The 23790-nt window shown below is 71.4% G+C and carries 15 protein-coding genes and 1 tRNA gene; 9 read left to right on the top strand and 7 right to left on the bottom strand.

Annotated elements, in window-relative coordinates:
* Window positions 1-32: 32 nt before the first annotated feature.
* From HNR67_RS11910 to HNR67_RS11895, 4 genes are all read left to right on the top strand, one after another.
* The gene (locus HNR67_RS11910; RefSeq protein ID WP_185002096.1) at window positions 33-1010 is read left to right on the top strand and encodes a mechanosensitive ion channel family protein; all 978 of its coding nucleotides are present in this window, start codon (window positions 33-35) and stop codon (window positions 1008-1010) included.
* A gap of 22 nt (window positions 1011-1032) precedes the next feature.
* Window positions 1033-1416, top strand: a complete 384-nt coding sequence (locus HNR67_RS11905) for a globin (RefSeq protein ID WP_185002095.1) — start codon at window positions 1033-1035, stop codon at window positions 1414-1416.
* A gap of 99 nt (window positions 1417-1515) precedes the next feature.
* The gene (locus HNR67_RS11900; RefSeq protein WP_407645174.1) at window positions 1516-3114 is read left to right on the top strand and encodes a glycoside hydrolase family 13 protein; all 1599 of its coding nucleotides are present in this window, start codon (window positions 1516-1518) and stop codon (window positions 3112-3114) included.
* A 55-nt stretch (window positions 3115-3169) separates the two neighbouring features.
* Window positions 3170-4093, top strand: a complete 924-nt coding sequence (locus HNR67_RS11895; RefSeq protein WP_185002094.1) for a DMT family transporter — start codon at window positions 3170-3172, stop codon at window positions 4091-4093.
* 4 nt (window positions 4094-4097) lie between these two features.
* Here HNR67_RS11895 and HNR67_RS11890 read toward each other — a convergent pair whose 3' ends face one another.
* The 6 genes from HNR67_RS11890 to HNR67_RS45605 all read right to left on the bottom strand — a co-directional run bounded on the left by HNR67_RS11890 (window position 4098) and on the right by HNR67_RS45605 (window position 17929).
* Window positions 4098-4733, bottom strand: a complete 636-nt coding sequence (locus HNR67_RS11890) for a hypothetical protein (RefSeq protein ID WP_185002093.1) — start codon at window positions 4731-4733, stop codon at window positions 4098-4100.
* Window positions 4726-5157 (bottom strand): acyl-CoA thioesterase, encoded by a 432-nt coding sequence (locus tag HNR67_RS11885; protein ID WP_185002092.1) that lies wholly within the window; start codon window positions 5155-5157, stop codon window positions 4726-4728. Before HNR67_RS11885 ends, HNR67_RS11890 begins: the two co-directional genes overlap by 8 nt.
* The gene (locus HNR67_RS11880; RefSeq protein WP_312989563.1) at window positions 5157-10079 is read right to left on the bottom strand and encodes an NAD-glutamate dehydrogenase; all 4923 of its coding nucleotides are present in this window, start codon (window positions 10077-10079) and stop codon (window positions 5157-5159) included. The genes HNR67_RS11885 and HNR67_RS11880 overlap by 1 nt, the downstream gene beginning before the upstream one ends.
* Before the next feature lie 275 nt (window positions 10080-10354).
* The gene (locus HNR67_RS11875) at window positions 10355-15304 is read right to left on the bottom strand and encodes a GGDEF domain-containing protein (RefSeq protein ID WP_185002090.1); all 4950 of its coding nucleotides are present in this window, start codon (window positions 15302-15304) and stop codon (window positions 10355-10357) included.
* A gap of 12 nt (window positions 15305-15316) precedes the next feature.
* Window positions 15317-16993, bottom strand: a complete 1677-nt coding sequence (gene ettA / locus HNR67_RS11870) for an energy-dependent translational throttle protein EttA (RefSeq protein WP_185002089.1) — start codon at window positions 16991-16993, stop codon at window positions 15317-15319.
* A 183-nt stretch (window positions 16994-17176) separates the two neighbouring features.
* The gene (locus tag HNR67_RS45605) at window positions 17177-17929 is read right to left on the bottom strand and encodes a single-stranded DNA-binding protein (RefSeq protein WP_185002088.1); all 753 of its coding nucleotides are present in this window, start codon (window positions 17927-17929) and stop codon (window positions 17177-17179) included.
* Between the two features lie 207 nt (window positions 17930-18136).
* Here HNR67_RS45605 and HNR67_RS11860 point away from each other — a divergent pair, with 207 nt between their 5' ends.
* The 3 genes from HNR67_RS11860 to HNR67_RS11850 are packed head-to-tail and all read left to right on the top strand — an operon-like array spanning window position 18137 to window position 20578.
* Window positions 18137-18766 carry a TetR/AcrR family transcriptional regulator gene (locus tag HNR67_RS11860; protein WP_185002087.1) on the top strand — a complete coding sequence of 210 codons (630 nt, stop codon included), beginning with the start codon at window positions 18137-18139 and terminating at the stop codon, window positions 18764-18766.
* Window positions 18767-18797: 31 nt separating this feature from the next.
* Window positions 18798-19742: an ATP-binding cassette domain-containing protein gene (locus tag HNR67_RS11855; RefSeq protein ID WP_185002086.1), complete on the top strand. Its 945-nt coding sequence runs from the start codon at window positions 18798-18800 to the stop codon at window positions 19740-19742.
* 11 nt (window positions 19743-19753) lie between these two features.
* Window positions 19754-20578, top strand: coding sequence for an ABC transporter permease (locus HNR67_RS11850; protein ID WP_185002085.1), 825 nt, complete (start codon window positions 19754-19756; stop codon window positions 20576-20578).
* Between the two features lie 19 nt (window positions 20579-20597).
* On the opposite strand, the gene HNR67_RS11845 is transcribed toward HNR67_RS11850, so the two are convergent.
* On the bottom strand, window positions 20598-22562 hold the full coding sequence (locus HNR67_RS11845; RefSeq protein ID WP_185010518.1) for a cytochrome c oxidase assembly protein: 1965 nt from the start codon (window positions 22560-22562) through the stop codon (window positions 20598-20600).
* A 154-nt stretch (window positions 22563-22716) separates the two neighbouring features.
* Between HNR67_RS11845 and HNR67_RS11840 the strand changes: the two genes are divergently transcribed.
* A tRNA-Arg gene (locus HNR67_RS11840) sits at window positions 22717-22790 on the top strand.
* Between the two features lie 200 nt (window positions 22791-22990).
* A complete protein-coding gene (locus HNR67_RS11835; protein WP_185002084.1) occupies window positions 22991-23755 on the top strand; it encodes an SDR family oxidoreductase in 765 nt (254 codons plus the stop codon).
* The last annotated feature ends 35 nt before the right edge of the window (window positions 23756-23790 follow it).

Here is a 23790-nt window from a genome sequence, read left to right as displayed (position 1 = left end):
CCGTGCCGAACGTTGTCACCCAAGTTAGTGACATGACCGCCCAGCCGTCCGTGCGTGAATCACAGGAATGGCTGCTCAGCTCGGCTGAGTGGCTAGCGAACAACCCGTGGATCATCACCAAGCCGATCAAGATCATCCTGATCATGGTCGGCGCGTTCCTGCTGCGCTACCTGCTCCGGCGGATGATCGACAAGCTGACCTCGAACTCCGGGGCCGGCCGGGTGCCGGTGCTGCTGCGGCCGCTCAAGGAGCGGGCGCCGGAGGCGATCAAGGCGGCGGCCGGGCCGTTGCTGTCCGAGCGGCGGGCGCAGCGGGCCAAGACCATCGGCTCGCTGCTGAAGTCGATCACCTCGCTGCTGGTCTTCGGCATCGCGTTCCTGATGATCCTGGAAACGCTGACCATCGACATCACGCCGATCATCGCCTCGGCCGGCGTGCTGGGCGTGGCCATCGGTTTCGGCGCGCAGAACCTGATCAAGGACTTCCTGTCCGGCATCTTCATGATGCTGGAGGACCAGTACGGCGTCGGCGACGTGGTCGACCTCGGCCCGGCCACCGGCACCATCGAGACGGTTGGCCTGCGGGTCACCACGCTGCGGGATGTCAACGGCACGGTCTGGTACGTGCGCAACGGCGAGGTGCTGCGGGTGGGCAACTCCAGCCAGGGCTTCGCGGTCGCGGTGGTCGACTTCCCGGTGGCGCACAACGTGGACGCGGCCAGGGCCACCGAGCTGATGGCCGAGGTGGTCACCGACGCGGCGACCAGGACGCCGCTGCTGGAGGACGTGCTGGAGCCGCCGGAGGTGCTCGGCGTGGAGAAGGTCACCGCGGACACGGTGACCCTGCGGATGACGGTCAAGGTCCGCCCCGGCCGCCAGTGGGCGGTGCAGCGGGCGCTGCGGGCCAAGATCATGGCCGCCTACGACGAGGCTGGCATCGAACCGCCTTACCCGAACGGGCGGCCCAACGGACCCGAGGCGCCGCCTGCCCCGGAGAAACCCAAGACCTGAGGCAACGGGGAGAATGGCAGTCATGGGCACTCCGGAGACCTTCTACGACCTCGTCGGCGGCGAGGACACCTTCCACCGCATCGTGGGGCGCTTCTACGCCGAGGTGGCCAAGGACGAGGTGCTGCGGCCGATGTACCCGGAGCAGGACCTCGGCCCGGCCGAGGAGCGGCTGCGGCTGTTCCTGATGCAGTACTGGGGCGGCCCGCACACCTACTCCGACCAGCGCGGGCACCCTCGGCTGCGGATGCGGCACGTGCCGTTCACCATCGGGCCGATCGAACGGGACGCCTGGCTGCGCTGCATGCGGGTCGCCGTCGACGAGGCCGGACTGGCGCCGGAACGCCGTGACCAGCTGTGGGCCTACATGGAGATGGCCGCTAACAGCTTGGTCAACTCCTGGGTGTGATCCAGACCGCGAAAGTCGGGAAACTCACGGATCACCCAACCCGCCCTTGAATGTCGGACCCGGGTGGCAGGATGAACCATCGTGCGACGATCGCCCGAGGTGGACCCCGACATCGCCGGGGGCAGTGTTGATCCTGCCGCGGCGCCTCCCTGGTGGCGGGACTCCGTCTTCTACCAGGTCTACGTCCGGTCCTTCGCCGACTCCGACGGCGACGGAGTGGGTGATCTGGAGGGCATCCGGTCCCGGCTCGGCTACCTCGAACTGCTCGGTGTCGACGCGCTCTGGCTGACCCCGTTCTACCGCTCCCCCATGGCCGATCACGGCTACGACGTGGCCGACGCGCGCGATGTGGACCCGCTCTTCGGTGACCTCGCCGCCTTCGACCGGCTCATCGCCGACGCGCACGCGCAGAACATCAAGGTCACCGTCGACCTGGTGCCCAACCACAGCAGCGACCAGCACGACTGGTTCCAGGCCGCGCTGGTGGCCGGGCAGGGCAGCCCGGAGCGGGAGCGCTACATCTTCCGCGAGGGCCGCGGCCCCGACGGCGCGGAGCCGCCGAACAACTGGCCGAGCATCTTCGGCGGACCGGCCTGGACCAGGGTCGACGACGGCCAGTGGTACCTGCACCTGTTCGCCCCCGAACAGCCCGACCTGAACTGGCAGCACCCCGAGGTCTGGGCCGACCTTGAGCAGACCCTGCGGTTCTGGCTGGACCGCGGGGTGGACGGGTTCCGCATCGACGTCGCGCACGGCATGGTCAAGCCCGCCGGGCTGCCGGACATGAACCCCGAGGACATGCCCGGCCCGCACCTGCTCTTCGACAACAACCGCGATCCGCGCTTCGACAACGACGGCGTGCACGACATCCACCGCATGATCCGCAAGGTGATGGACGAGTACCCGGGCCGGATGGCCGTCGGTGAGATCTGGGTGCAGGACGACGAGCGGATGTCCCGCTACGTCCGCCCGGACGAGCTGCACCTGGGCTTCAACTTCCGCCTGGTGGAGACCGACTTCGACGCCGACGGCATCCGCGGCGCCATCGACCACTCGCTGGCCGCGGTGCGCGAGGTGGGCGCGCTGCCCACCTGGACGCTGTCCAACCACGACGTCGTCCGGCACGTCACCCGCTACGGCGGCGGCGAACTGGGCGTCAAGCGGGCCAGGGCGATGACCCTGGTCGAACTGGCCCTGCCCGGCGTGGTCTACCTCTACAACGGCGAGGAACTCGGCCTGCCCAACGTGGAGCTGCCGGACTGGGCGCTGCAGGACCCGTCCTGGGAACGCTCCGGGCACACCGAACGGGGCCGGGACGGCTGCCGGGTGCCGATGCCATGGGAGGGCGAGAACCCGCCGTTCGGCTTCTCCCCCGGCGACAACACCTGGCTGCCGATGCCGCCGGAGTGGGCCGCGCTGACCGTGGAGGCCCAGCTGGAGGACCCCGCCTCGATGCTCTCGCTGTACCGGCAGGCCCTGGAGCTGCGCAAGAGCCACGAAGCGCTGCGTGGCGACGAGGTCGAGTGGTACGGCGCGCCTGCCGGCTGCTTCGCCTTCCGCCGCAAGCCCGGCGGGCTGATCTGCGCGCTCAACACCTCCGGCGCGCTGGTCCCGCTGCCGCCCGGCGAGGTGCTGCTGACCAGCGGTCCCCTTGAAGGCGAACACCTGCCGCCGGACACCGCGGCCTGGCTCGTCTGAGTTGGTGGGAAACCCGGTCGACTCAGGTCGGCCGGGTGCCGCAGGATCGGCGGCGATGAACACTGGACGCGCTGCCCTGCTGGTACTGGCCGCCGCGGTGCTGTTCGGCACCACCGGCACCGCCCAGGCCCTCGGCCCCACCGGCCTGGACCCGCTGACCGTCGGCTCGGCCAGGGTGGTGCTGGCCGGGGCGGTCCTGCTCGGCCTGGCCGCGCTGCGTGGCGCGTTCCGGAACGTGCCGAGGGCGTCCTGGCCACTGGTGCTCATCGGCGCCGTCGGCGTGGCCGTCTACCAGGTCGGATTCTTCTCCGGGGTGTCCATGGCCGGGGTCGCGGTCGGCACCATCACCGCACTCGGCTCCTGCCCCGTGTGGACCGGACTGGTGCAGTGGCTGGTCACCGGGCAACGGCCCGGCGGCACCTGGCTGGCCGCCACCGGGCTCGCCGTGGCCGGGGTCGGCACCCTGGTGCTCTCCAGTCCCGGCACCGGCGGCAGTGGCTCGGACGCGGTGCTGGGCGCGGTGCTCGCGCTGGCCGCCGGACTGGGCTACGCGATCTACACCGTCTGCGCGGCAAAGATGATCTCCGCAGGGCAGCGCTCGGACGGGACGATGGGCCTGCTCTTCGCCGCAGGCGGACTCGCGCTGCTGCCGGTGCTGCTGTGGCGTTTCCCCGGTGGACTGGACGGCGGCGACCCGGCCTGGCTGTCCGGGCTGGGCGTGATCGGCTACCTGGTGCTGGTGCCGACCGTGCTGGCCTACCTGCTCTTCGGCGCCGGCCTGCGGGTGCTGCCCGCGGCCAACGTGGCCACGCTCAACCTGGCCGAGCCGGTGGTGGCCGCGCTGCTGGGCGAGCTGGTGCTGGGCGAGCCGTTCACCGGCGGCGGCGTGCTGGGCGCGCTGCTGGTGCTGGCCGGCCTGGGGCTGCTCGCGTTGCCACGCAAGGAGAAGCGGCGGGAGCCGGTGGCCCCCGCCGCCTGAGACCTCAGACCAGCAGCGGCAGCAGGGCGTGCCTGCGCCGGACCACCGCGCCGAAGCGGGCGTCGATGCGCATCCAGGCGTCCGTCGCGGTCACCTTCACCACGTCGTCGGCCGGGCCACCGCTGAGGAAACCCATGCCGGACAAGGCGAACAGCGCCCGCAGCGGCACCTTCACGTCCAGCCCGCTGCCGGAGACCGTCAGCACGGTCTGGTCCAGCAGCGAGGCGGGCGGGGTGCCGGTCGGGCCGGTGTTCTCCTTGGCCAGCTCCACCCCCCGGTCGGCCAGCTCGCTGATCACCGCGACCGGCAGCAGGTCCACGTGCAGCCAGCCGATGGCCGGCGGCAGCGCGGAGCGCCACAGCATGTCCCTCGGCGGCCCCGGATCGACCCGTTCGCCGCCGACCACGGCCAGCGCGGTGAGCAGCTCGTTGCCGGTCACCGTGACGTCCGAGGGCTGGATAGCGCCCTGGACGGACCTGGTGGCCAGCACGTCGAACGGGGTGCTCGCCCAGGCGTCCAGCAGCCCGCCCTCGCGTTCCTTCAGCCGCACCGCCACCTGCTGGTCCAGCCGTACCGCCCTGGCCACGAACGCGCCGAGATCGTCCCGCTCCACCGGATCGGGCACGTGCAACTCAGCCAACACTCTCCCCCACCTGGTAACCGGCGAGGAACTCCCGCTCGGCTCCACTCAATCGTCGTGGTCGTTGTGCGGACACGTCGAAGGGGACCAGCGTGGTCCGCGCCGTCACCGCGACCGGGTCCTCCGCATTCGCGCCCGTGTGCAGAGTGTGCCGCACCACGAAGCTGGCGTGCCGCAGGTTCTCGATGCTCACCTCCGCGTAGACCTCGCCGCCGGTGTAGCGCAGCTGGCCCTTGTAGTCGACCTCCAGCCGGGAGAGCACCAGGCCGTTGGACAACTCGGCGAACCCGAGCCGCGCTGCCTGCACGAACAGCAGCCCGGCTCGGGCCTCCTCCAGCAGGGTGACCACGGCGGCGTGGTTGACATGGTGGAACACGTCCATGTCGGCCCAGCGCGGCCGCACCTGCGTGATGTAGACGGGCATCAGCGGACGATACTGCGCACCCGGCGAGCCACCACCGACAGCGTCGGCAGATCCAGCTTGCCGACCTCCTTGATCTCCTGCAGCGCGGCGCGGGCGCGGGTCAGCCTGGAGACGTTGGCCTGCTCCCACTTCTCGATCTTCACCTCGACGCTGTCGTCCACGTCGCTGGTGCGCAGCACGTCCAGGGTGATCTCCCGCAGCGAGGCGTAGAGGTCGTCCCGCAGTGCCAGCCTGGCCAGCGCGTGCCAGCGGTTGCCGCGTTCCAGCGCGCTCACCGAGGTGAGCATCCGGTCCACGTCCAGGTGCTCGGACATCGCGAAGTACAGCTCGGCGGCCTCCCGCTGGCTGTGCTCGCCCGCCACGTTGTCCCGCTCGGCCAGTTCGGCCACCTCGGTGACATCGAGCAGGCAGTAGGTGTGCAGCAGCGAGGCGATCCGCCTGGCCAGCTCCACCGGCACGCCGTCGGCGACCAGCTGTTCGGCGTGCTCGACCACCTGTTCGCGTTCCCGGCCGTGCAGCAGGTCGACGGTGTCCGGGCCGACCTCGCCGAGCAGGTCCTGGAAGCGGGCGATCTCCGCGCCCACCGCCAGTGGCTGCGGCCGGTTGGACAGCAGCCAGCGGCTGGCCCGGTCCAGCAGCCGCCTGGCCTCCAGGATCATCGAGTCGGCCACCGCGGTGGGCACCACGTTGTCCAGCTCGTCGATGGCCCGCCACAGCGAGGGCAGGTCGAAGACCTTGGTCACGATGGCGAAGGCGCGCACCGCGTCGGTGGCGCTGGCGTTGAGTTCCTCGGTCAGCCGGAAGGCGAAGGACACCCCGCCGCCGTCCACGACCTCGTTGACCAGCAGCGTGGTCGTGATCTCCCGGTGCAGCGGGTGGCGGGGAATTGCCTCGCCGAAACGCTCCCGCAGCGCGGACGGGAAGTACTCGGGCAGCCGCCTGGCGAACGCGCCGGACTCGGGCAGGTCGCTGGCCAGCACCTCGTCCTTGAGCGCGAGCTTGACGTGCGCCATCAGCGTGGCCAGTTCCGGCGAGGTCAGCCCCTGGCCGCTGGACTCCAGCGCCTTGAACTGCTCGCGGGTGGGCAGCGCCTCCAGCGCGCGGTCCAGACCGGTGCGCTTCTCCAGGTCGGCGACCAGCCTGGCGTGCACGGACAGCATCGGCGCGGCGTGCGCGCGGCTGATGCCGAGCACCGCGTTCTGCCGGTAGTTGTCCGCCAGCACCAGCTCGGCGACCTCGTCGGTCATCTCGGCCAGCAGCTCATCCCGCTGCGCGCCGTCCAGCCTGCCGTCGGCGACCAGCCGGTCCAGCAGGATCTTGATGTTGACCTCGTGGTCGGAGCAGTCCACGCCGGCGGAGTTGTCCAGCGCGTCGGTGTTGACCTTGCCGCCTGCCCTGGCGAACTCGATCCGGCCGAGCTGGGTCAGGCCCAGGTTGCCGCCCTCGCCGACCACCTTGACCCGCAGCGCCCTGCCGTCCACCCGCAGCGCGTCGTTGGCCTTGTCGCCGACCTCGGCGTGCGATTCGGTGGAGGCCTTGACGTAGGTGCCGATGCCGCCGTTCCACAGCAGGTCGACCTGCGCGAGCAGGATGGCCTTCATCAGCTCGGCCGGGGACAGCTTGGCGATGCCCGCGGGCAGGCCCAGCGCCGCGGCCACCTGCGGGGAGACCGGGATCGACTTGGCGCTGCGCGGGAAGACCCCGCCGCCCTCGCTGATCTTGGCCCGGTCGTAGTCGTCCCAGGAGGAACGGGGCAGCGCGAACAGCCTGCCACGCTCGGCGAAACCGACGGCCGCGTCCGGGTTCGGGTCCAGGAAGATGTGCCGGTGGTCGAAGGCGGCCACCAGCCGGATGTGCTCGGAGAGCAGCATGCCGTTGCCGAAGACGTCGCCGGACATGTCGCCGACACCGACCACGGTGAACTCCTCGGTCTGGGTGTCCAGACCCAGCTCGCGGAAGTACCGCTTCACGCTCTCCCAGGCGCCGCGGGCGGTGATGCCCATGGCCTTGTGGTCATAGCCCACCGAGCCGCCGGAGGCGAAGGCGTCGCCGAGCCAGAAGCCGTAGTCCTTGGCCACGCCGTTGGCGATGTCGGAGAAGGTCGCGGTGCCCTTGTCCGCGGCGACCACCAGGTAGGTGTCGTCGCCGTCGTGCCGGACCACCTGGTCGGCCGGGATCACGGCGCTGCCGTCCGGGCCTGCCTGCAGGTTGTCGGTCAGGTCGAGCAGGCCGGAGATGAACATCCGGTAGCAGGCGATGCCCTCGGCCCAGAACGCCTCACGGTCCAGCCCGGCGTCCCCGGTGGGCTTGGGCGGCTGCTTGACCACGAAGCCGCCCTTGGCGCCGACCGGCACGATCACCGCGTTCTTCACCGCCTGCGCCTTGACCAGGCCCAGGATCTCGGTGCGGAAGTCCTCCCGCCGGTCGGACCAGCGCAGACCACCGCGGGCCACCGGGCCGAAGCGCAGGTGCACGCCCTCGATCCGCGGCGAGTACACGAAGATCTCGAACCGCGGCCGCGGCTCCGGCAGGTCGGGGATGGACCTGGGCTCCAGCTTGAAGGCCACGTAGGAGCGCGGCTGGCCCTCGGCGTCCCGCCAGAAGTAGTTGGTGCGCAGGGTGGCGTTGATCAACGTGAGGTAGCTGCGCAGGATGCGGTCCGCGTCCAGGCTGGTGACCTCGTCGATCCGGGCGGCCAGTTCGGCGTGCAGGTTGTCCGTCTGCACCTTCCTGGTCTCCTCGGAGACCGCGGGGTCGAACCGGGCCTCGAACAGCCGGACCAGCGCGGTGGCCACCTCGGTGTGCGCCAGGAAGGCGTCCTCGATGTAGTCCTGGCTGTAGGGGGTGCGGGCCTGACGCAGGTACTTGGCGTAGGCGCGCAGCAGCGCGGCCTGCCGCCAGGTCAGTCCGGCGCGCAGCACCAGCTGGTTGAAGCCGTCCACCTCGGCCTCTCCGCGCCAGGCGGCGGCGAATGCCTCCTGGAAGCGGGTGCGCACGGTGACCAGGTCCTCGGTGCCGATCCGCTCCAGCACCGCGGTCTCCAGCCGCAGGCCGAAGTCGAAGATCCAGCACTGGGCGCCGTCCTCGCGGCGGATCTCATACGGCCGCTCGTCGACGACCTCCACGCCCATCCGCTGCAGCATCGGCAGCACCTGGGAGAGGGTGACCCTGCGCCCGCACAGGTACAGCTTGAACCGGCGCTCGCCCGGCTCGGCGTGCTCCGGCACGTAGAAGGAGAGCGCGGACTGCCCGTCCTGGTCCAGCAGGCCCTGCAGCCTGCGCAGGTCGGCCAGTCCCTCCTCGGCGGAGAAGTCCTCCTTGTATGCCTCCGGGAAGGCCAGCGAGTACCGCTGTCCCAGCTCGTTGACCGACTCCGAGCCCGCCAGCGTCACCGCGCCGGTGGCCTCGAACTGGGCCTGCCGCTCGGCCAGCACCGCGTCCACCATCAGGTCGTCCCAGCTGCGCACCGCGTCGGTGAGCTGCTGCTGGATCCGGGTGGTGTCCGGCACCGAGTCCACCGCCGGGTCGGTGTGCACCATGAAGTGCACCCTGGCCAGCTGGGACTCGCCCACCCGCGCGCTGTACTCCAGCGAGGTGCCGGACAGCTCGGCGAGCAGCACCTCCTGCATGGCCAGCCGCGAGGTCGTGGTGTAGCGGTCGCGCGGCAGGTAGACCAGGCAGGAGTAGAAGCGGCGGTACGGATCCCGGCGCAGGAACAGCCGCAGCTTGCGGCGTTCGGCCAGCGCCAGCACCTTGGTGACGGTGTCGTAGAGCGCGTCGGTGTCGATGGAGAACAGCTCGGTGCGCGGGTAGTTCTGGATCTCCTCCAGCATCCGCTGCCCGGAGTAGGACTCCAGCGGGAACCCGGCGCGCCGGATGACCTCGCGCACCCGGTTCTCGATGACCGGGATCTCCAGCACGTTGTCGTGCAACGCGATGGTGGTCAGCACGCCGAGGAAGCGGTGCTCACCGGTGACCTGGCCGTCCGCGCCGAAGGTCTTCACACCCACGTAGTACGGGTAGACCGAGCGGTGCACGGTGGAGGGCGCGGATGCCTGGGTGAGCACCAGCAGCTCGGGTGCCAGCGCCTGCGCCGCGGAGTCGGGCCCCGCGGTCAGGCTGCGCGCGGCCAGGCTGTCCTGGCGCAGCACGCCGAGGCCGGAGGCGAGCACCGCACGCAGCGCCGGGTCGCCGTCCGGGGTGTCCCTGACCAGCTCGTAGTGCCGGTAGCCGAGGAAGGTGAAGTGGCCGTCGGCCAGCCAGCGCAGCAACGCGGCGCCGTCGGCGACCTCGGTGCCCGGCAGCGGCGGCGGGGTGCTGCTCAGCTCCTCGGCGAGCTGGATGGCGGTGCCGCTCATCTTGTCGGTGTCCTCGACGACCTCGCGGACGTCGTTGAGCACCGAGAGCAGCCGCTGTTCCAGCTCACGGGCCCGGTCCGGGTCGGTGATGAGGTCGACTTCCAGGTACATCCAGGACTCGGCCAGCGCCTCGGCGGGCGGGTTGGCCGGATCGGCGTCGGTGAGCACCTGGTGCAGCCCGCCCGCGACGTCCCGGCGCACCACGACGATGGGGTGCACCACCCGCTGGGCCTGCACGCCACCGCGGGACAGCTCGGCGGCCACCGAGTCGACCAGGTAGGGCATGTCGTCGGTGACGATCTGCACCACGGTCGCCGGGCAGCTCCAGCCATCGGCCCCGGCGCTGGGGTTGAGCACCCGGATCGCGGGCCGGCCCGGCACCCGGGCGGCGGCGAGTTCGTAGTGCGAGCGGACGGTCCCGGCGAGCACGGCAGGCTCGTCGTCGGTGACCTCCTCCGCGGGCGCGTGCCGGTAGTACAGCCGGATGAGGTCGCCGATCTCCGGCGCGGTCGCGGCTGCGCGTGCCAGCAGCTCGTCGCGGACCTGTTCGGGGCTGGCCTGCACTTCGGGGGTGTGGTCAGCGGGGGTGGTGGTCTCGGTACGTGACGGTGCGGCGCCCAACGGTGCTCCGGTCGGTTTCAGGTGCGGCTTGCTCCACAGCTCCCCGGCACCTCGGTGTGCCGGGACCAGGTTCACCCTACGACTCCAGTTCGCTTCCCGTGGGGGCAGGGAGTCTCGGAAAGGGCGCTGGCCAGCAACGGAATCGGTAACCGAAACGATCAAGCGTCCACCAGGTGGTGAGGTGTGACTGAGATCGCGTCACTTTGGTGCCGTCCCCATCACCCGAAGGACGGATCCCGATCAGGCGGCGTCCACGCCTGCTCCCGCGGCACATCGACCACCCGAGGCTGCGGTTCGGTCGGATCCTCGACCTCCGGATACCGCGGCGGATCGGGCAGCATCGAGGCGTTCGCGGTCGCGTCCATGGCTCGGGCATACCCGAACGGATCCGGCTCAGGCACCGCGAACGGGTCGGGTTCCCCGGTGATCTGGGGTCCGCACCGACCGGTGAACGGCCCGTCGTCCTCCTCGGCCGCCGCGGGCTGCAGGGGCAGGTGGAAGCCGCTGACCTCGGCGGACCGCGGTTCGGCGCGGTGGAAGGAGACCTCGGTGCGGAGCAGGTCGGCCGGGTTCATCGGCTCGACGACGACCACCGGCGGGTAGACCGGTTCGGCGGCGGCGACGGGATGGGCTGGCACGGCCGGGTCGTAGGAGAAGTCCGCGGCACCGGCCGGGGCGCCGTAGCCGGATTCGGCGGGGGGCGCCGGATCCCGGTCGTAGGCGGACTCGGCCGAATGGGGTGAGTCCTGGCCGTAGCCCGGTTCCGGGGGAGGCACCGGGTCGTGTCCGTAGCCGGATTCAACGGGATGCGCAGAGTTTGCGGTGTATGCGGGGTAGCCGGTGGGGTCCGGCGAGTAACCCGGTTCCGCCGGATGCGCGGGTTCCGGGACGGCGGGCTGGTAGCCAGGGGCCGGAACGCCGTCGACGGTGAAGCCGTGGCTGTGCTCGGCTGCCGGGGGCTCGGGGTCGCCCGGTGCCGGGCTCGGGTCGGCGTAGTCGGTCTCGGGGTCCTCGCGACGGCCGGTCTCGTAGGCGGCGAGGGCCTCGGCGAGCAGTTCGGCGAGCTTGGCGTCGCCGCGGGAACGGCGTTCGAGCTGGTCGGTGTGGTGAGTGTCGGCGTGCTGGGACTCGGTGTGGTGCGCGTTGGCGTGGTGGTCGTTGCTGTGCCGGGTGTCGGCGGGCCGGATGTCGGCGTGCTCGAAGTCGGCGTGCTCGATGTCGGCGTGCTGGGCGTCGGTCTGCTGGATGTCGGTCCAGGCCGGGGGTTGCGGGGTGGGGTCGAGGTCCCGGGGGGCGAGGTCCGGGTGTGGCTGGGGGGCCTCGGGCTGAGCGGGCCCGGGGTGGGCGGTCTCGGGGCGGACGGACGCACGCGGGGCGAGATCCGGATGCCGGGCTTCCGGCTGCGCGAACTCGTGGTGCACGACGGGCTGGTGGTCCAGCTCGTGCGGTGGCTCGGGTCGGGCGTCCGGCTCGTAGTGCGCCACCGGCCGATGGCCCGGCTCGTGGTGCCCGACGGACCGGTCCTGGCGTGCGCCCGGTTCCTGATCCAGCGCGTGGTGCGTGCTGGGCTCGTGGTCCACGGCATGGTGCGCGACGGACCGGTGCTCCTGCGTCTGGTGCGCCACCGGCTCGTGCTCCAGCACGTGGTCCGGGGCGTGATGCGAGGCGGGCTCGTGATCCAACGTGTGGTGCGCGACCGGCTCGTGGCCCGGGACGTGGTGCGCGACCCGCTCGTGGTCCGAGGCATGGTGCGCGACCGGCTCATGGTCCGCGGCGCGATGCGCGACCGGCTCGTGGCCCGCGGCGTGGTGCGCGACCTGCGCCTGTTCCTGGGCGTGGTGCGGCACTGGCCCGGGTTCCGGGGCGTGGTGCGTGAAGGGCCGGGCTTCCGGCGCTTCGGCCGGCCGGGGCGGCGGCGGCAGCGCGGGTTCGTAACCGCCATCCGATTCGGTGTCCCGCAACGCCTGCGACCAGTCGAAGTCCAACGCCTCCGCCAGCGAGGACCGCCGCCGGACCCGCGGCTCCGGAGCGGGCGCCGGTTCCTCGCTGACCGGCGGCTCCACGACCACCGGCTCAGGCACGGGCTCGACGGCAACCGGTTCCGGCTCAGGCGCGGGCACTGGCTCTTCGACCGGGACCGGGACCACGGGCTGGGCCTGGTAGTCAGCGGTGGCCGCCCGCACGGACGCGAAGTCCGCGGGCGGCGCGACCGGTTCCGCGACAACCGGCCGCAGCCCGGTTAACGAGGCCGCGTCCAGTTCCGCCGGCCGGGGCGTCTGGTCGGTGATGATCGGCTGCGGCGCGGTCGGCGCCTCGAAGAACAACGGCTGCTCGGACTGACCAAGCGGCGCGGGCTCCACGGGCTCGGACGGCGGCAGCGCGGCGAACCGGGCCTCGCGCTCGGGAGCGGCCCGGCGACCGGTGGCTTCGGTGCGGGTGTGACTGCCAGTGGCCTCGGCGGGGGGCTGTTCTGGGGTCGGGGGGAACTCGCCGGTGGCGGGGCGGGGGGTGGCGAGGGGTTGGGCGGGGTTGGCGAACTCGCCGGTGGTGGCTGGGGCGGGGAACTCGCCGGTGGCGCGGGGGGTGTTGGTGGGCGCGGCGGGGGGCCGGGGGCCGGGGGCCGGGCTTGGGGTGTCGAACTCGGCGGGGTCGGCCGGGCGGTGACTGGGGGTCGCGTTCGAGGGGGCGAAATCGGGGGCTTCGGCCGGGTGGCGGCTGGTGGCGGGGGTGGGGACCTCGAACTCGCCGGTCCCGGTGGCACGGCGGGAGGGGGGCGCGGTTGGCGACGGGAACTCGCCAGTCTCGTCGGCGCGGCGGGGCGGGGTCGCGCTCGGCATCGCGAACTCGCCAGTGTTGGCAGCGCGGCGACCGGGGGGTGCGCTGGGCAGCTCGAACTCACCAGTCTCGGCGGAGCGGCGGGCGGGAGTCGCACTCGGGATCGCGAATTCGCCAGTCTCCGTGGCGCGGCGGGCGGAGGCTGCTCCCGGCATCGCGAACTCGCCGGTCTCGCTGGCACGGCGGGATGGGGTCGCTCCCGGCAACACGAACTCGCCAGTCTCCGTGGCACGGCGGGCGGAGGTCGCGCTCGATGGTGCGAACTCGCCGGTATCGGCCGCGCTGCGACCGGAGGTGGCGTTCGGTGCGGTGAACTCGCCGGTTTCGCTGGTGCGGGGGCCGGGGTTCGTGCTGGGGGGCGCGAACTCGTCGGGGTCGGCCGCACGGCGGTTGGGCGGCGTGCTTGGTGTTGTGAAGTCGGTGGGTTCGGTGGTGCGGGGGTTGGGGGGTGTGCTGGGCAGCTCGAAGTCGGGGGCTCCGGCTGTGTGGTGATTGGGGGTGGGGCTTTGGGGGTGGGGTGCCGGGGACTCGAAGTCGGGGGGCCGGGGGGTGTCGAACTCGGTGGGTGGGGTTGGGAGGGCGAAGCCGGGGGTTGGGGGGTGGGCGGTGAAGGTGGGGGTTGGAGGTTGAGGGGTGTTCGGGTTTGTGGTGCTTGTGTGGCGGGTGGGACGGGACTCGGTGGGGGGTGGGAGGTCTGTGGCGCGGAAGCGGGGTGGGGTGGTGGCGTGTTTGGCTCTGGCCAGGGCTCGGTCGGCCTCGGTGATGAGGACGTCGGCTCTGGTGCCCGGACGGTGCTGGGCGACGCCGGTGTTGACCGTGACCGGCAGGGCCGGGGACAGGCCGGCCACCTCGGTGCGGAGTTGTTCGGCCCAGCGCTGGGCCTGGTCCTGGGTGGCGCCGGGGAGCAGGACCGCCAGTTCCTCGCCGCCGACCCTGGCCACCGCGGCCTGTTGGGGGGCGGTGTCGCGGACGCGGTCGGCCACGGTGCGCAGCAGTTGCTCGTTGACGTGGTGGGGGGCGGTGTCGTCGAGTTTGCCGACGTCGAACAGGACCAGGGCGAGGGCGTGGCCCGGGTCGCCGCCGTTGACCACGGCGTCCAGTCTGCGGCGGAAGCCGCTCTGGTTGAGCAGGCCGGTCAGGTCGTCTATCTCGGCTGCGGTGCGGCGCAGCATGGGGACCGCGCCACGGGGGGTGTCGCGGCGGACCCTGCCCCGGCGGAGCATCGCGGTGACCTGTTCACGCAGGCCCGCGGCTGTCTCGCCCTGGAGCTGGGGTACCGGGATCTGTTCGATCAACGCCACCCGGACCCGGTGCACGGCGCGCTGCCGACGGCGTTCGGCGGCGTAAGCCGTGCGCAGGCAGGACAGCGCGTCGGCGTAGTCGCCGCCCATCTCGTGCACGTGCGAGAGCGCGGTGAGGCTTTCGGCCAGCAGGGGTTCCAGGCCATGGCGTTGGGCTGAGTCGGCGGTGGCGCCGAGGAGTTCGGCCGCGGTGTCCGGTTGGCCGGAGGGCAGGTAGTGGCGGGTGGCCAGGGCCAGCCGGATCCAGCCCGCGCTGGAGGCCACCGGGGCGCGGACCGGTTGGTCGAGCAGGTCGTGCGCTGCCGAGCGCGCCTCGCCGGGGCGGTTGGAGTCCAGCAGCGCGCAGACCAGTTGCAGGATCAGGCGGGCGCGGGCGTGTCCGCTGTCCGCGGCTGGGTCGGCGAGCTGATCCAGCAGGGCCAGGCCTTCCTGGGCCGCGTGCACCGCGGCGGGCAGGTCGCCCCAGCGGCGGTGGTGGGCCGAGGCCACCGAGTGCAGCAGGCCGCGCAGCACCAGCACGACGTCCGGCTCCAGGTCCGGGTCCTCGCCGTAGAGCTGGTCGGCCTCGGCCAGTGCCTCGGCCAGCTCCGGCACGCTGCCCAGGTGGGCCAGGCAGTCCACCAGCTGGACCATGGCCGCCGCGCGCAGGCTCCGGGGCGCCGTGCCCGCCTCCAGTACGGGGCGGAGCACGGCGAAACCGGTCAGTGGCGCGCCGACCACCCTGGCCGCGTTGGCCAGTTCGACCCGCAGCCGCCAGGCCAGTTCGGTCTCGTCCATGGCCTCGGCGGCCCGGAGGGAGGCCACCGCGCGTTCGGCGACGACCACCCCCTGGCCGAGACGGTTGAGCGCGAACAGCGTCAGCGTCTCGGCCCGGAGGCGGGTGTGCTCGTCACCGTCGGCGACGGCCAGCTCGGCGGCCCGTTCGCTGAGCAGCCTGCTCAGCTCAGGCGCACGCCAACGAAGCTGCCAGGCCGAGACGACGAGTGCCCCGGCCTTGCCGTTCTTCGCCCGCTCTGCGCCAAAGGCCGCCACGGAGTTCCCCGTTCAGCCTCGTGTGAGCTTGCGATGTGTGACCCGGTGCGGACGCGCGGCGTCCGCACCAAGCCGTTCGACCTTGTTCTTCTCGTAGCCCTCGAAGTTGCCCTCGAACCAGAACCACTTCGACTCGTCCTTGTCGGTGCCCTCCCACGCCAGGATGTGGGTGCAGACACGGTCCAGGAACCAGCGATCGTGCGAGATGACCACCGCGCAGCCGGGGAACTGCTCGAGCGCGTTCTCCAGTGAGCTGAGGGTCTCCACGTCCAGGTCGTTCGTGGGCTCGTCGAGCAGGATCAGGTTGCCGCCCTCTTTGAGCGTCAACGCCAGGTTCAGCCGGTTGCGCTCACCACCGGAGAGCACGCCCGCCGGCTTCTGCTGGTCCGCGCCCTTGAAGCCGAACGCGCCGACGTAGGCGCGCGAGGGCATCTCGACGTGGCCGACCTTGATGTAGTCCAGGCCGTCGGAGACGACCTCCCACACGTTCTTCTTCGGGTCGATGCCCCCGCGGTTCTGGTCGACGTAGGACAGCTTCACCGTCTCGCCGACCTTGACCACACCGGCATCCGGCTGCTCAAGACCGACGATGGTCTTGAACAGCGTGGTCTTGCCGACGCCGTTCGGGCCGATCACGCCGACGATGCCGTTCTTCGGCAGGCTGAAGGACAGCCCGTCGATGAGCACGCGGTCGTCGAAGCCCTTCTTCAGGCTCTCGACCTCGACCACCACGTTGCCAAGGCGCGGGCCCGGCGGGATCTGGATCTCCTCGAAGTCCAGTTTCCTGGTCTTCTCCGCCTCGGCGGCCATCTCCTCGTACCGGCTCAGCCGGGACCTGGACTTGGTCTGCCGGGCCTTGGCGTTGGAGCGGACCCAGTCCAGCTCGTCCTTGAGCCGCTTGTGCAGCTTCGCGTCCTTCTTGCCCTGGACGGCCAGTCGCTCGGCCTTCTTCTCCAGGTAGGCGGAGTAGTTGCCCTCGTACCCGATGGCGCGGCCGCGGTCCAGCTCCATGATCCACTGGGCCACGTTGTCCAGGAAGTACCTATCGTGGGTGACCGCCAGGACGGCGCCCGGGTAGCTGGCCAGGTGCTGTTCCAGCCACAGCACGCTCTCCGCGTCCAGGTGGTTGGTGGGCTCGTCGAGCAGCAGCAGGTCGGGCTTGGACAGCAGCAGCTTGCACAGCGCGACCCGGCGGCGCTCGCCACCGGAGAGGTGGGTGACCTCCGCGTCGCCCGGCGGGCAGCGCAGCGCGTCCATGGCCTGCTCCAGCTGGGAGCCGATGTCCCACGCGTCGGCGTGGTCCAGCTCCTCCTGGAGCTTGCCCATCTCCTCCATCAGCTCGTCGGAGTAGTCGGTGGCCATCTGCTCGGCGATCGCGTTGAAGCGGTGCAGCTTCACCATGATCTCGCCGACACCCTCCTCCACGTTGCCGAGGACGGTCTTCTCTTCGTTGAGGGGCGGCTCCTGCAGCAGGATCCCGACCGTGGCGCCTTCAGCGAGCTGTGCGTCACCGTTGTTCGGCTGGTCGAGGCCCGCCATGATCTTGAGCACGCTCGACTTGCCCGCCCCGTTGGGACCGACGACGCCGATCTTCGCGCCCGGATAGAAGGCCGTCGAGACGTCATCGAGGATCACCTTGTCCCCGTGCGCCTTGCGGACCTTCCTCATGGTGTAAATGAACTCGGCCATGGCCGCGATCGTAGAGCGGTGCCCAGGGGGCCACGTACTGCGGTCGGGCGGATCCGCTCAGAGAGCGTCCGGACTTCTCGGTGAACGGCTCCGCCCACGATCGTCTTCTCGGTGGACACAGCACCGCTTGTCGCGTGTTTTCGACCGCATGACGCAATTCGGGGACAGCGGGCTCCTGGCTGGTCAGGCGGCGGGGACGACCTCCCGTTCGGGGTCGATCAGCTCGGTGAGGAGGTCTTCGAGGGAGCCGTCCGTTGGCAGGCCGAGCGCGACCCGGCCGGCCAGCGCGGCGTTGCGGACGGCCGCGCTGGGACTGCCGGCCGGGGTGGCGGCGGGGGTGTCGGGGTGGCGCGGGGTGGGGAGGGCGGTCAGGACCGCGGGGGCGGTCGGGGAGTCGGTGGGGGTGCAGGCGGTGGGCGTGGAGTAGGCGGGAACGGGGTCGGTGGGGGTGTCGGTGGGGATGGGGGCGGCGAAGTCGGGGGCAGCGGAGTCGGGGGCGGCGGGAGTGGGGTCGGTGCGGGTGGGACTGGCGGGGGTGAGGGCGGTGGGGGCGGGGTAGGCGGGCTGGTCGTACAGGGGTGGGCGGAGCACGTCGGCGGTGCAGTGGCGGAGGTTGGGGCCGATGGCCTCGGCGCGCATCTCGGTGGAGGTGCGACGGGTGCCGTCGGAGGCGTCGTACTCGCGGGTGCTCATCGGGCCGTGCACCACGACCTGATCGCCGCGGCGGAGGCTGGCGGTGACGCCGGAGGCCACTTGTTCCCAGCAGTTCACCCACAGCGACACCGAATCGCCGTTGGTCCACTCCTGGCGTGCCTTGTCGTACCGGCGGGAGCGGCTGAGCAGGCGGAAGCTGACCACGCGGGCGTTGGCGGCGGTGTGCCGGACGCGGATCTCGCTGGCGATGCGGCCGGTGACGGTGATGGTGGTCTCGAACATGTGGGGCTCCTTGGGGGTGGGGGTGTGGGGGGTGTTGGGGTCGAGTCTTGTGGGGGATGGGGGGTGGGGAAAGGCGGGGCGGTGGGGGCTGTGGACAGGTGGTGGGTTGTGGAGCAGTGGCGATCTTGGGGGCGGGGTGGGGTGGGGAATGTCGGTGGGGAGTGGTAGCGAGTTGACTGAGTGAGGACTCACTCATAACGTGGTGGCATGGTGGTTGACGAGACGGGGGCGGTGCGGCGGCGGCGGCGGGCGCCCGCGATGAGTCCGGAGCAGCGGCGGACGGAGATCATCCGGAGCACGTTGCCGTTGCTGGCCACGCACGGGCTCAACGTCACCACCAGCCAGATCGCCAAGGCGGCCGGTATCGCCGAGGGCACCGTGTTCCGGGCCTTCGCTGACAAGACCGAGCTGATCACCGCCTGCGTGGAGGCCGCGCTGCGGGTGGACGAGCTGGTCGATCAGCTCACCGCGATCCCGCCGGAGGGGCCGCTGCCCGGCAGGCTCGCCGCGGCCGTCGGGACCATGGACGCCTACTTCTTCCGGATGGGCTCGGTGCTCAGCACCCTGGCCACCACCGGTTACCGGCTCGACGACGCCAAACACCGCGCGCAGACCAAGCAGACCGAACGCCTGGAGCACCTGCGGCCGGTGCTCACCGCGGTGGCCGGGCTGCTCGGCGCGGACGGCGCCCGGCTGCGCGTGCCGACCGAGCAGGCGGTCCGGTTCCTGTTCGGCCTGGTCGTCTCCAGCGGCCTCGGCCGGGCGCCCCGGCAGCTCGACCAGGCGGAGATCGACGACGTCGTCGGCTTCTTCCTGCACGGCGCGCTCACCAACTGATCCCACACCTCTTGGGGGAGGAACCTCACCGATGACCGAACTGATGATCAGGGCCTCGGAGGTCAGCAAGACCTTCGGCAAGGTCACCGCGCTCGACGGGGTCAGCGTCGAGGTGCCGCAGGGCACCGTGCTCGGCCTGCTCGGGCACAACGGAGCGGGCAAGACGACGCTGGTGAACATCCTCAGCACGATGTTCCCGCCCAGCTCCGGCACGGCCAGCGTGGCCGGTTACGACGTGGTGGCCCAGCCCACCGAGGTACGCCGCCGGATCGGCCTGACCGGGCAGTTCGCCTCGGTCGACGAGGACCTCACCGGCACCGAGAACCTGGTGCTCATCGCCAGGCTGCTCGGCGCCGGCAGGCGCTCGGCCCGGCAGCGGGCGGTGGAGCTGCTGGAGACCTTCGACCTGGCCGACGCGGCCGGGCGGGCGGTCAAGACCTACTCCGGCGGCATGCGGCGCAGGCTGGACCTGGCCTCCAGCCTGGTCGGGCAGCCGCGGATGGTGTTCCTGGACGAGCCGACCACCGGCCTTGACCCCTCCAGCCGGGTCGGCATGTGGGAGGTGGTCGAGGGCCTGGTCGCCGGCGGCACCACCATCCTGCTGACCACCCAGTACCTGGACGAGGCCGACCGGCTGGCCGACTCGATCACCGTGCTGAACAAGGGCCGGGTGGTCGCCCAAGGCACCGCGGCCCAGCTCAAGGCGGAGGTCGGACAGCGCACCGTGGCGGTGTCGCTGGAACCCGGCACCGACCCGTGGCACGCGGTGGAGGCGATCCGCCGCAGCGGCAAGCTGCCCACCTTCGACCCGGAGCGCAACTCGATCAGCGTGCCGGTGCTGGCCTCCAAGGAGCTGGTCACCGTGGTGCGCGCGCTGGATGAGGCAGGCATCGAACCCGCTGGTCTCGCGCTGACCGAACCCACCCTGGACGACGTCTACCTGGCCCTGACCCACAGCTCCCCGAGCGCGGCCTGAGAGGACATGTGATGACCGCGACCATCGCCAGGCCGGAGCTGCCCGAGGTGTCCACCCCGTGGCAGGGCAGCGGCCTGTTCACCCAGATCTGGGTGCTGACCGGGCGTTCGCTGCGCCCGGTGTTACGCGACCCCAAGACGCTGGTGTTCAGCCTGATGCAGCCGCTGCTGATGCTGGTGCTGTTCAGCCAGGTGTTCCGGGTGATCGCCGAGGGGCCGATGTTCCCCAAGGGCGTGGCCTACATCGACTACCTGCTGCCCGCGATCATGGTCACCACCGCGACCATGGTCGGCGTGCAGGCCGGGGTCGGGCTGACCAGCGACATGAAGAACGGCGTGCTGGCCAGGTTCCGCTCGATGCCGGTGAGCCCGGTGGCGGTGCTGATCGCCCGCAGCGTCGCCGACCTGACCCGTGGGCTGATCGAGCTGGTGGTCATGCTGATCGCGGCCGCCCTGCTCTTCGGCTTCGCCCCGGCAGGCGGACTGCTGGGCGTCATCGGCGCGCTGCTGCTGGCGCTGGCGGTCGGCTGGAGCCTGGGCTGGCTGTTCCTGGCCGCGGCCGCCTGGCTGCGGGAGAGCACCACCGCGCAGATGGTGGGCATGATGGCGCTGTTCCCGCTGCAGTTCGCCTCCAGCGCGTTCGTGCCGATCCAGAGCCTGCCGGGCTGGTTGCAGGTGGTGGCCGAGGTGAACCCGATCTCCTACGCCATCAACGCCGCCCGCGATCTGGCGCTGAACAACCCGGTCGGCTCCGGCGTGACCTCGGCGCTGGTGGTCAGCGCGGGTATCGCGGTGGTCGGCGCGGTACTGGCCGAACGCGGGTTCCGCCGCCCCTGAGCAGGAAGGTGGCCGGGGGTCAGCCGTCGCGCTTGCCCCCGGCCATCCGCTTGAGCATCTCGTTGTACGCGGTCAGGTCGGCGTCCCCGTCGGACTCGGCGTGCCGGTCGGCCCGCTTGGCGTCCTTGGCATCGGCCTTTGCCCACTGGGCGAGCAGCGCGATCACCACCACCAGCAGCGGCAACTCACCGGAGGCCCAGGTCAGGCCGCCGCCGAGGCGCTGGTCGGAGAGCAGGTCGGTGACCCAGGGCAGCGCGAGCTGGTGGTAGAAGGACGCGCCGATCACGGTCGAGCCGCTCATCAGCGCGATGCCGAAGAAGGCGTGGAATGGCATCGAGGCGAACACCAGGCCGAGGCGGCCCAGCGGCGGCAGTCGGCGCGGCGCCGGGTCGATGCCGATGACCGGCCAGTAGAAGACGTACCCGGCGAGCAGGAAGTGCGCGTTCATCGCCAGGTGCGCCCAGTGCAGCGGCAGCGCGGCGTCGAACAGGCCGGAGAAGTAGAGGCCGTAGAAGGAGCCGACGAACAGCGCGAGCGCGACCAGCGGATGCGTCAGCAGCCTGCTGACCGGCGAGTGCACCAGCGCCAGGATCCACTCCCTCGGGCCGGTCGGGGCGTCCTTGCCCGCGGTGGGCAGCGCGCGCAGGGCCAGCGTGACCGGGCCACCGAGCACCAGCAGCACCGGGGCGAGCATGGACAGCAGCATGTGGCTGCCCATGTGCACGCTGAACATCGCGGGCGAATAGCGGCCGATGCCGGAGCTGGTGGCGATCAGGATGGTCAGGCAGCCCGCCACCCAGGCGATGGTGCGGCCGACCGGCCAGGCGTCCCCGCGCTTGCGCAGCCTGCGCACCCCGGCCAGGTAGACCAGTGCGGCGGCGATCGAGAGGGTGCCGAAGAGCAGGTCGAACCGCCAGTCCAGCAGCAGGGCCAGGAAGGTCGGCGGGCCGTCCAGGTTGTAGCCGATGAGCAGTTCGGTGGTGCTGGGCTGGGCGCTGATCTCACCAGGCGGCGGGGTGCCGCCCAGTGCGACCGCGATGCCGATGGTGGCCAGCATGAGCAGCATCTCGATGCCGCCGAGGCGCATCAGCACCGAGCGGGACTCGTCCGCGCCCAGTGCCCGGACCCCGCGCTGCCGCTGGAAGTAGCCGACCACGCCGAGCACGCCCAGCGCGCCGATCTTGGCCAGCACCAGCGTGCCGTAGGGCGTGCTGAACACCTCGGCTGGCGTGAGCCGGACCAGCGCGTTGATCACACCGGAGACGGCCAGGGTGATCCAGCAGATCAGCGCGAGCTTGGAGAAGCGGCGGTAGGCGAGCTGGAGGTGGCCGCCGCCGCGATAGGCGTGCGCGACCAGGGCGACCAGGCCGCCGACCCAGAACGCGGTGGCGAGCAGGTGGAAGATCAGCGAGTTGGTGCCGACGTCGTGCGAGCCGCCGGAGGCCGAGTGCCCGGTGACCGCCACCGGCATCAGGCACAGCAGCGAGAAGGCGAACGCGGCGAAGGTCCAGCCCCAGGACAGCACGATCCGGCAGGCGATGGCCAGCAACCCGGCCAGCAACGCGGTGGCCACCCACGCCTTGGCCTGCTCCAGCGCGTCGATGTAGACGATCAGCTGGGTCGGGTTGAGCACCTCAGAGACCGGCTTGCCCAGCGCGTTGGCCACGAACAGCGGCACCATCGCCGAGGCGGCCAGGAACCAGCCCAGCGCCGCCCAGCCCGCGGCCCGCACCGCGGCGTACCCGTCGGCGGCCAGCAGCCCACCGCGCTGGGCCGGGGTGAGGAAGACCGCGAACAGCAGCGAGCCGACCGCGATCGCCGCGCACACCTCGGCGATGGCCCGGACCAGCGACTGGCCGAACCGGGTCACATCGCCCGGATCGGGCAGGCCGTACTCGGCGTACACCCGGCCGGGTGATAGCGCGGTGAGCGCGACCGCCACGCTCAGGGCCAGCAGGATCCCGACGATCACCAGCACCGCCATGCCGCCGGTGGGACGTCGAACGGGGGTGGGGTCGACCTCGTCGGTGCGCTCGGGTGCCACGGGACGAGCGTAGGCAACGAAGAACCTGGAAGGGGGCGCGACCCCGGTCCGGGTTCCGGCTACGATTTCGACCCGGCGGGCTCGCCCCGCCGCTGCCCTCATAGCTCAGCTGGATAGAGCGAGAGACTTCTAATCTCTAGGTCGCAGGTTCGAGTCCTGCTGGGGGCGCTCCCTCGGCATACCCCTGTCCGCGGAAAGCGCGGACCGGGTCGGCGGGCTCCGCCCCCGAACCCCCGAGCCTCCGCTGCCACTCCCCCGGGCCTCGCACCTCGAATTTCCCCCTCCTTGAAACCCCCGGCTCTCCGGTGGCGCACCGCCTAGCCTGGACGGGTCACCTGGCCCATCTGGAGAGAACGGTGAGTACTTCCGTGACCACACAGCCCAAGACCGTGTTCGTGACCGGCGCGTCCACCGGGTTCGGGGCGGCCATCGCCCGCCGGTTCGCCGGGGAGGGGGCGCGGGTGGTGGCCACCGCGCGGCGCAAGGACAAGCTGGAGGCGCTGGCGGCGGAGTTCGGGGACCTGATCCACCCGGTGGCCCTGGATGTGCGGGACAACCACGCGGTGGAGCAGGTGGTGGCCGGACTGCCCGCGGAGTTCGCCGCGATCGACGTCCTGGTCAACAACGCGGGGCTGGCGCTGGGACTGGAGCCCGCACAGCGGGCCTCGCTGGCGGACTGGGAGCAGATGGTCGACACCAACTGCAAGGGGCTCATGTACTGCACCCGGGCCGTGTTGCCGGGGATGGTGGAGCGGCGGCGGGGGCATGTGGTCAACATCGGGTCGGTGGCGGGGATCCACCCCTACCCCGGCGGCAACGTCTACGGCGGCACCAAGGCCTTCGTGCACCAGTTCAGCCTCAACCTGCGCAGCGACCTGCACGGCACCGGGGTCCGGGTGACCTGCGTGGAGCCGGGCATGTGCGGCGGGACCGAGTTCTCGCTGGTCCGGTTCCAGGGTGACTCGGGCAAGGCGGCCGGGGTCTATGACGGCATGCAGCCGCTGACCGCCGACGACATCGCCGAGACCGTGCACTGGGTGACCGGGCAGCCGGCGCACGTCAACGTCAACACCATCGAGCTGATGCCGGTGGCGCAGAGCTTCGCCGCCTTCCAGGTGCACCGCGACGGGTGACCCTCGGCACTTTTCTAACGTTCGATACACATCGA

The sequence above is a fragment of the Crossiella cryophila genome, assembly GCF_014204915.1.
Taxonomy (GTDB): domain Bacteria; phylum Actinomycetota; class Actinomycetes; order Mycobacteriales; family Pseudonocardiaceae; genus Crossiella; species Crossiella cryophila.
The sequence above is the reverse complement of the archived record's forward strand: the minus strand, read 5'-3'. Positions and strand labels throughout refer to the sequence as shown.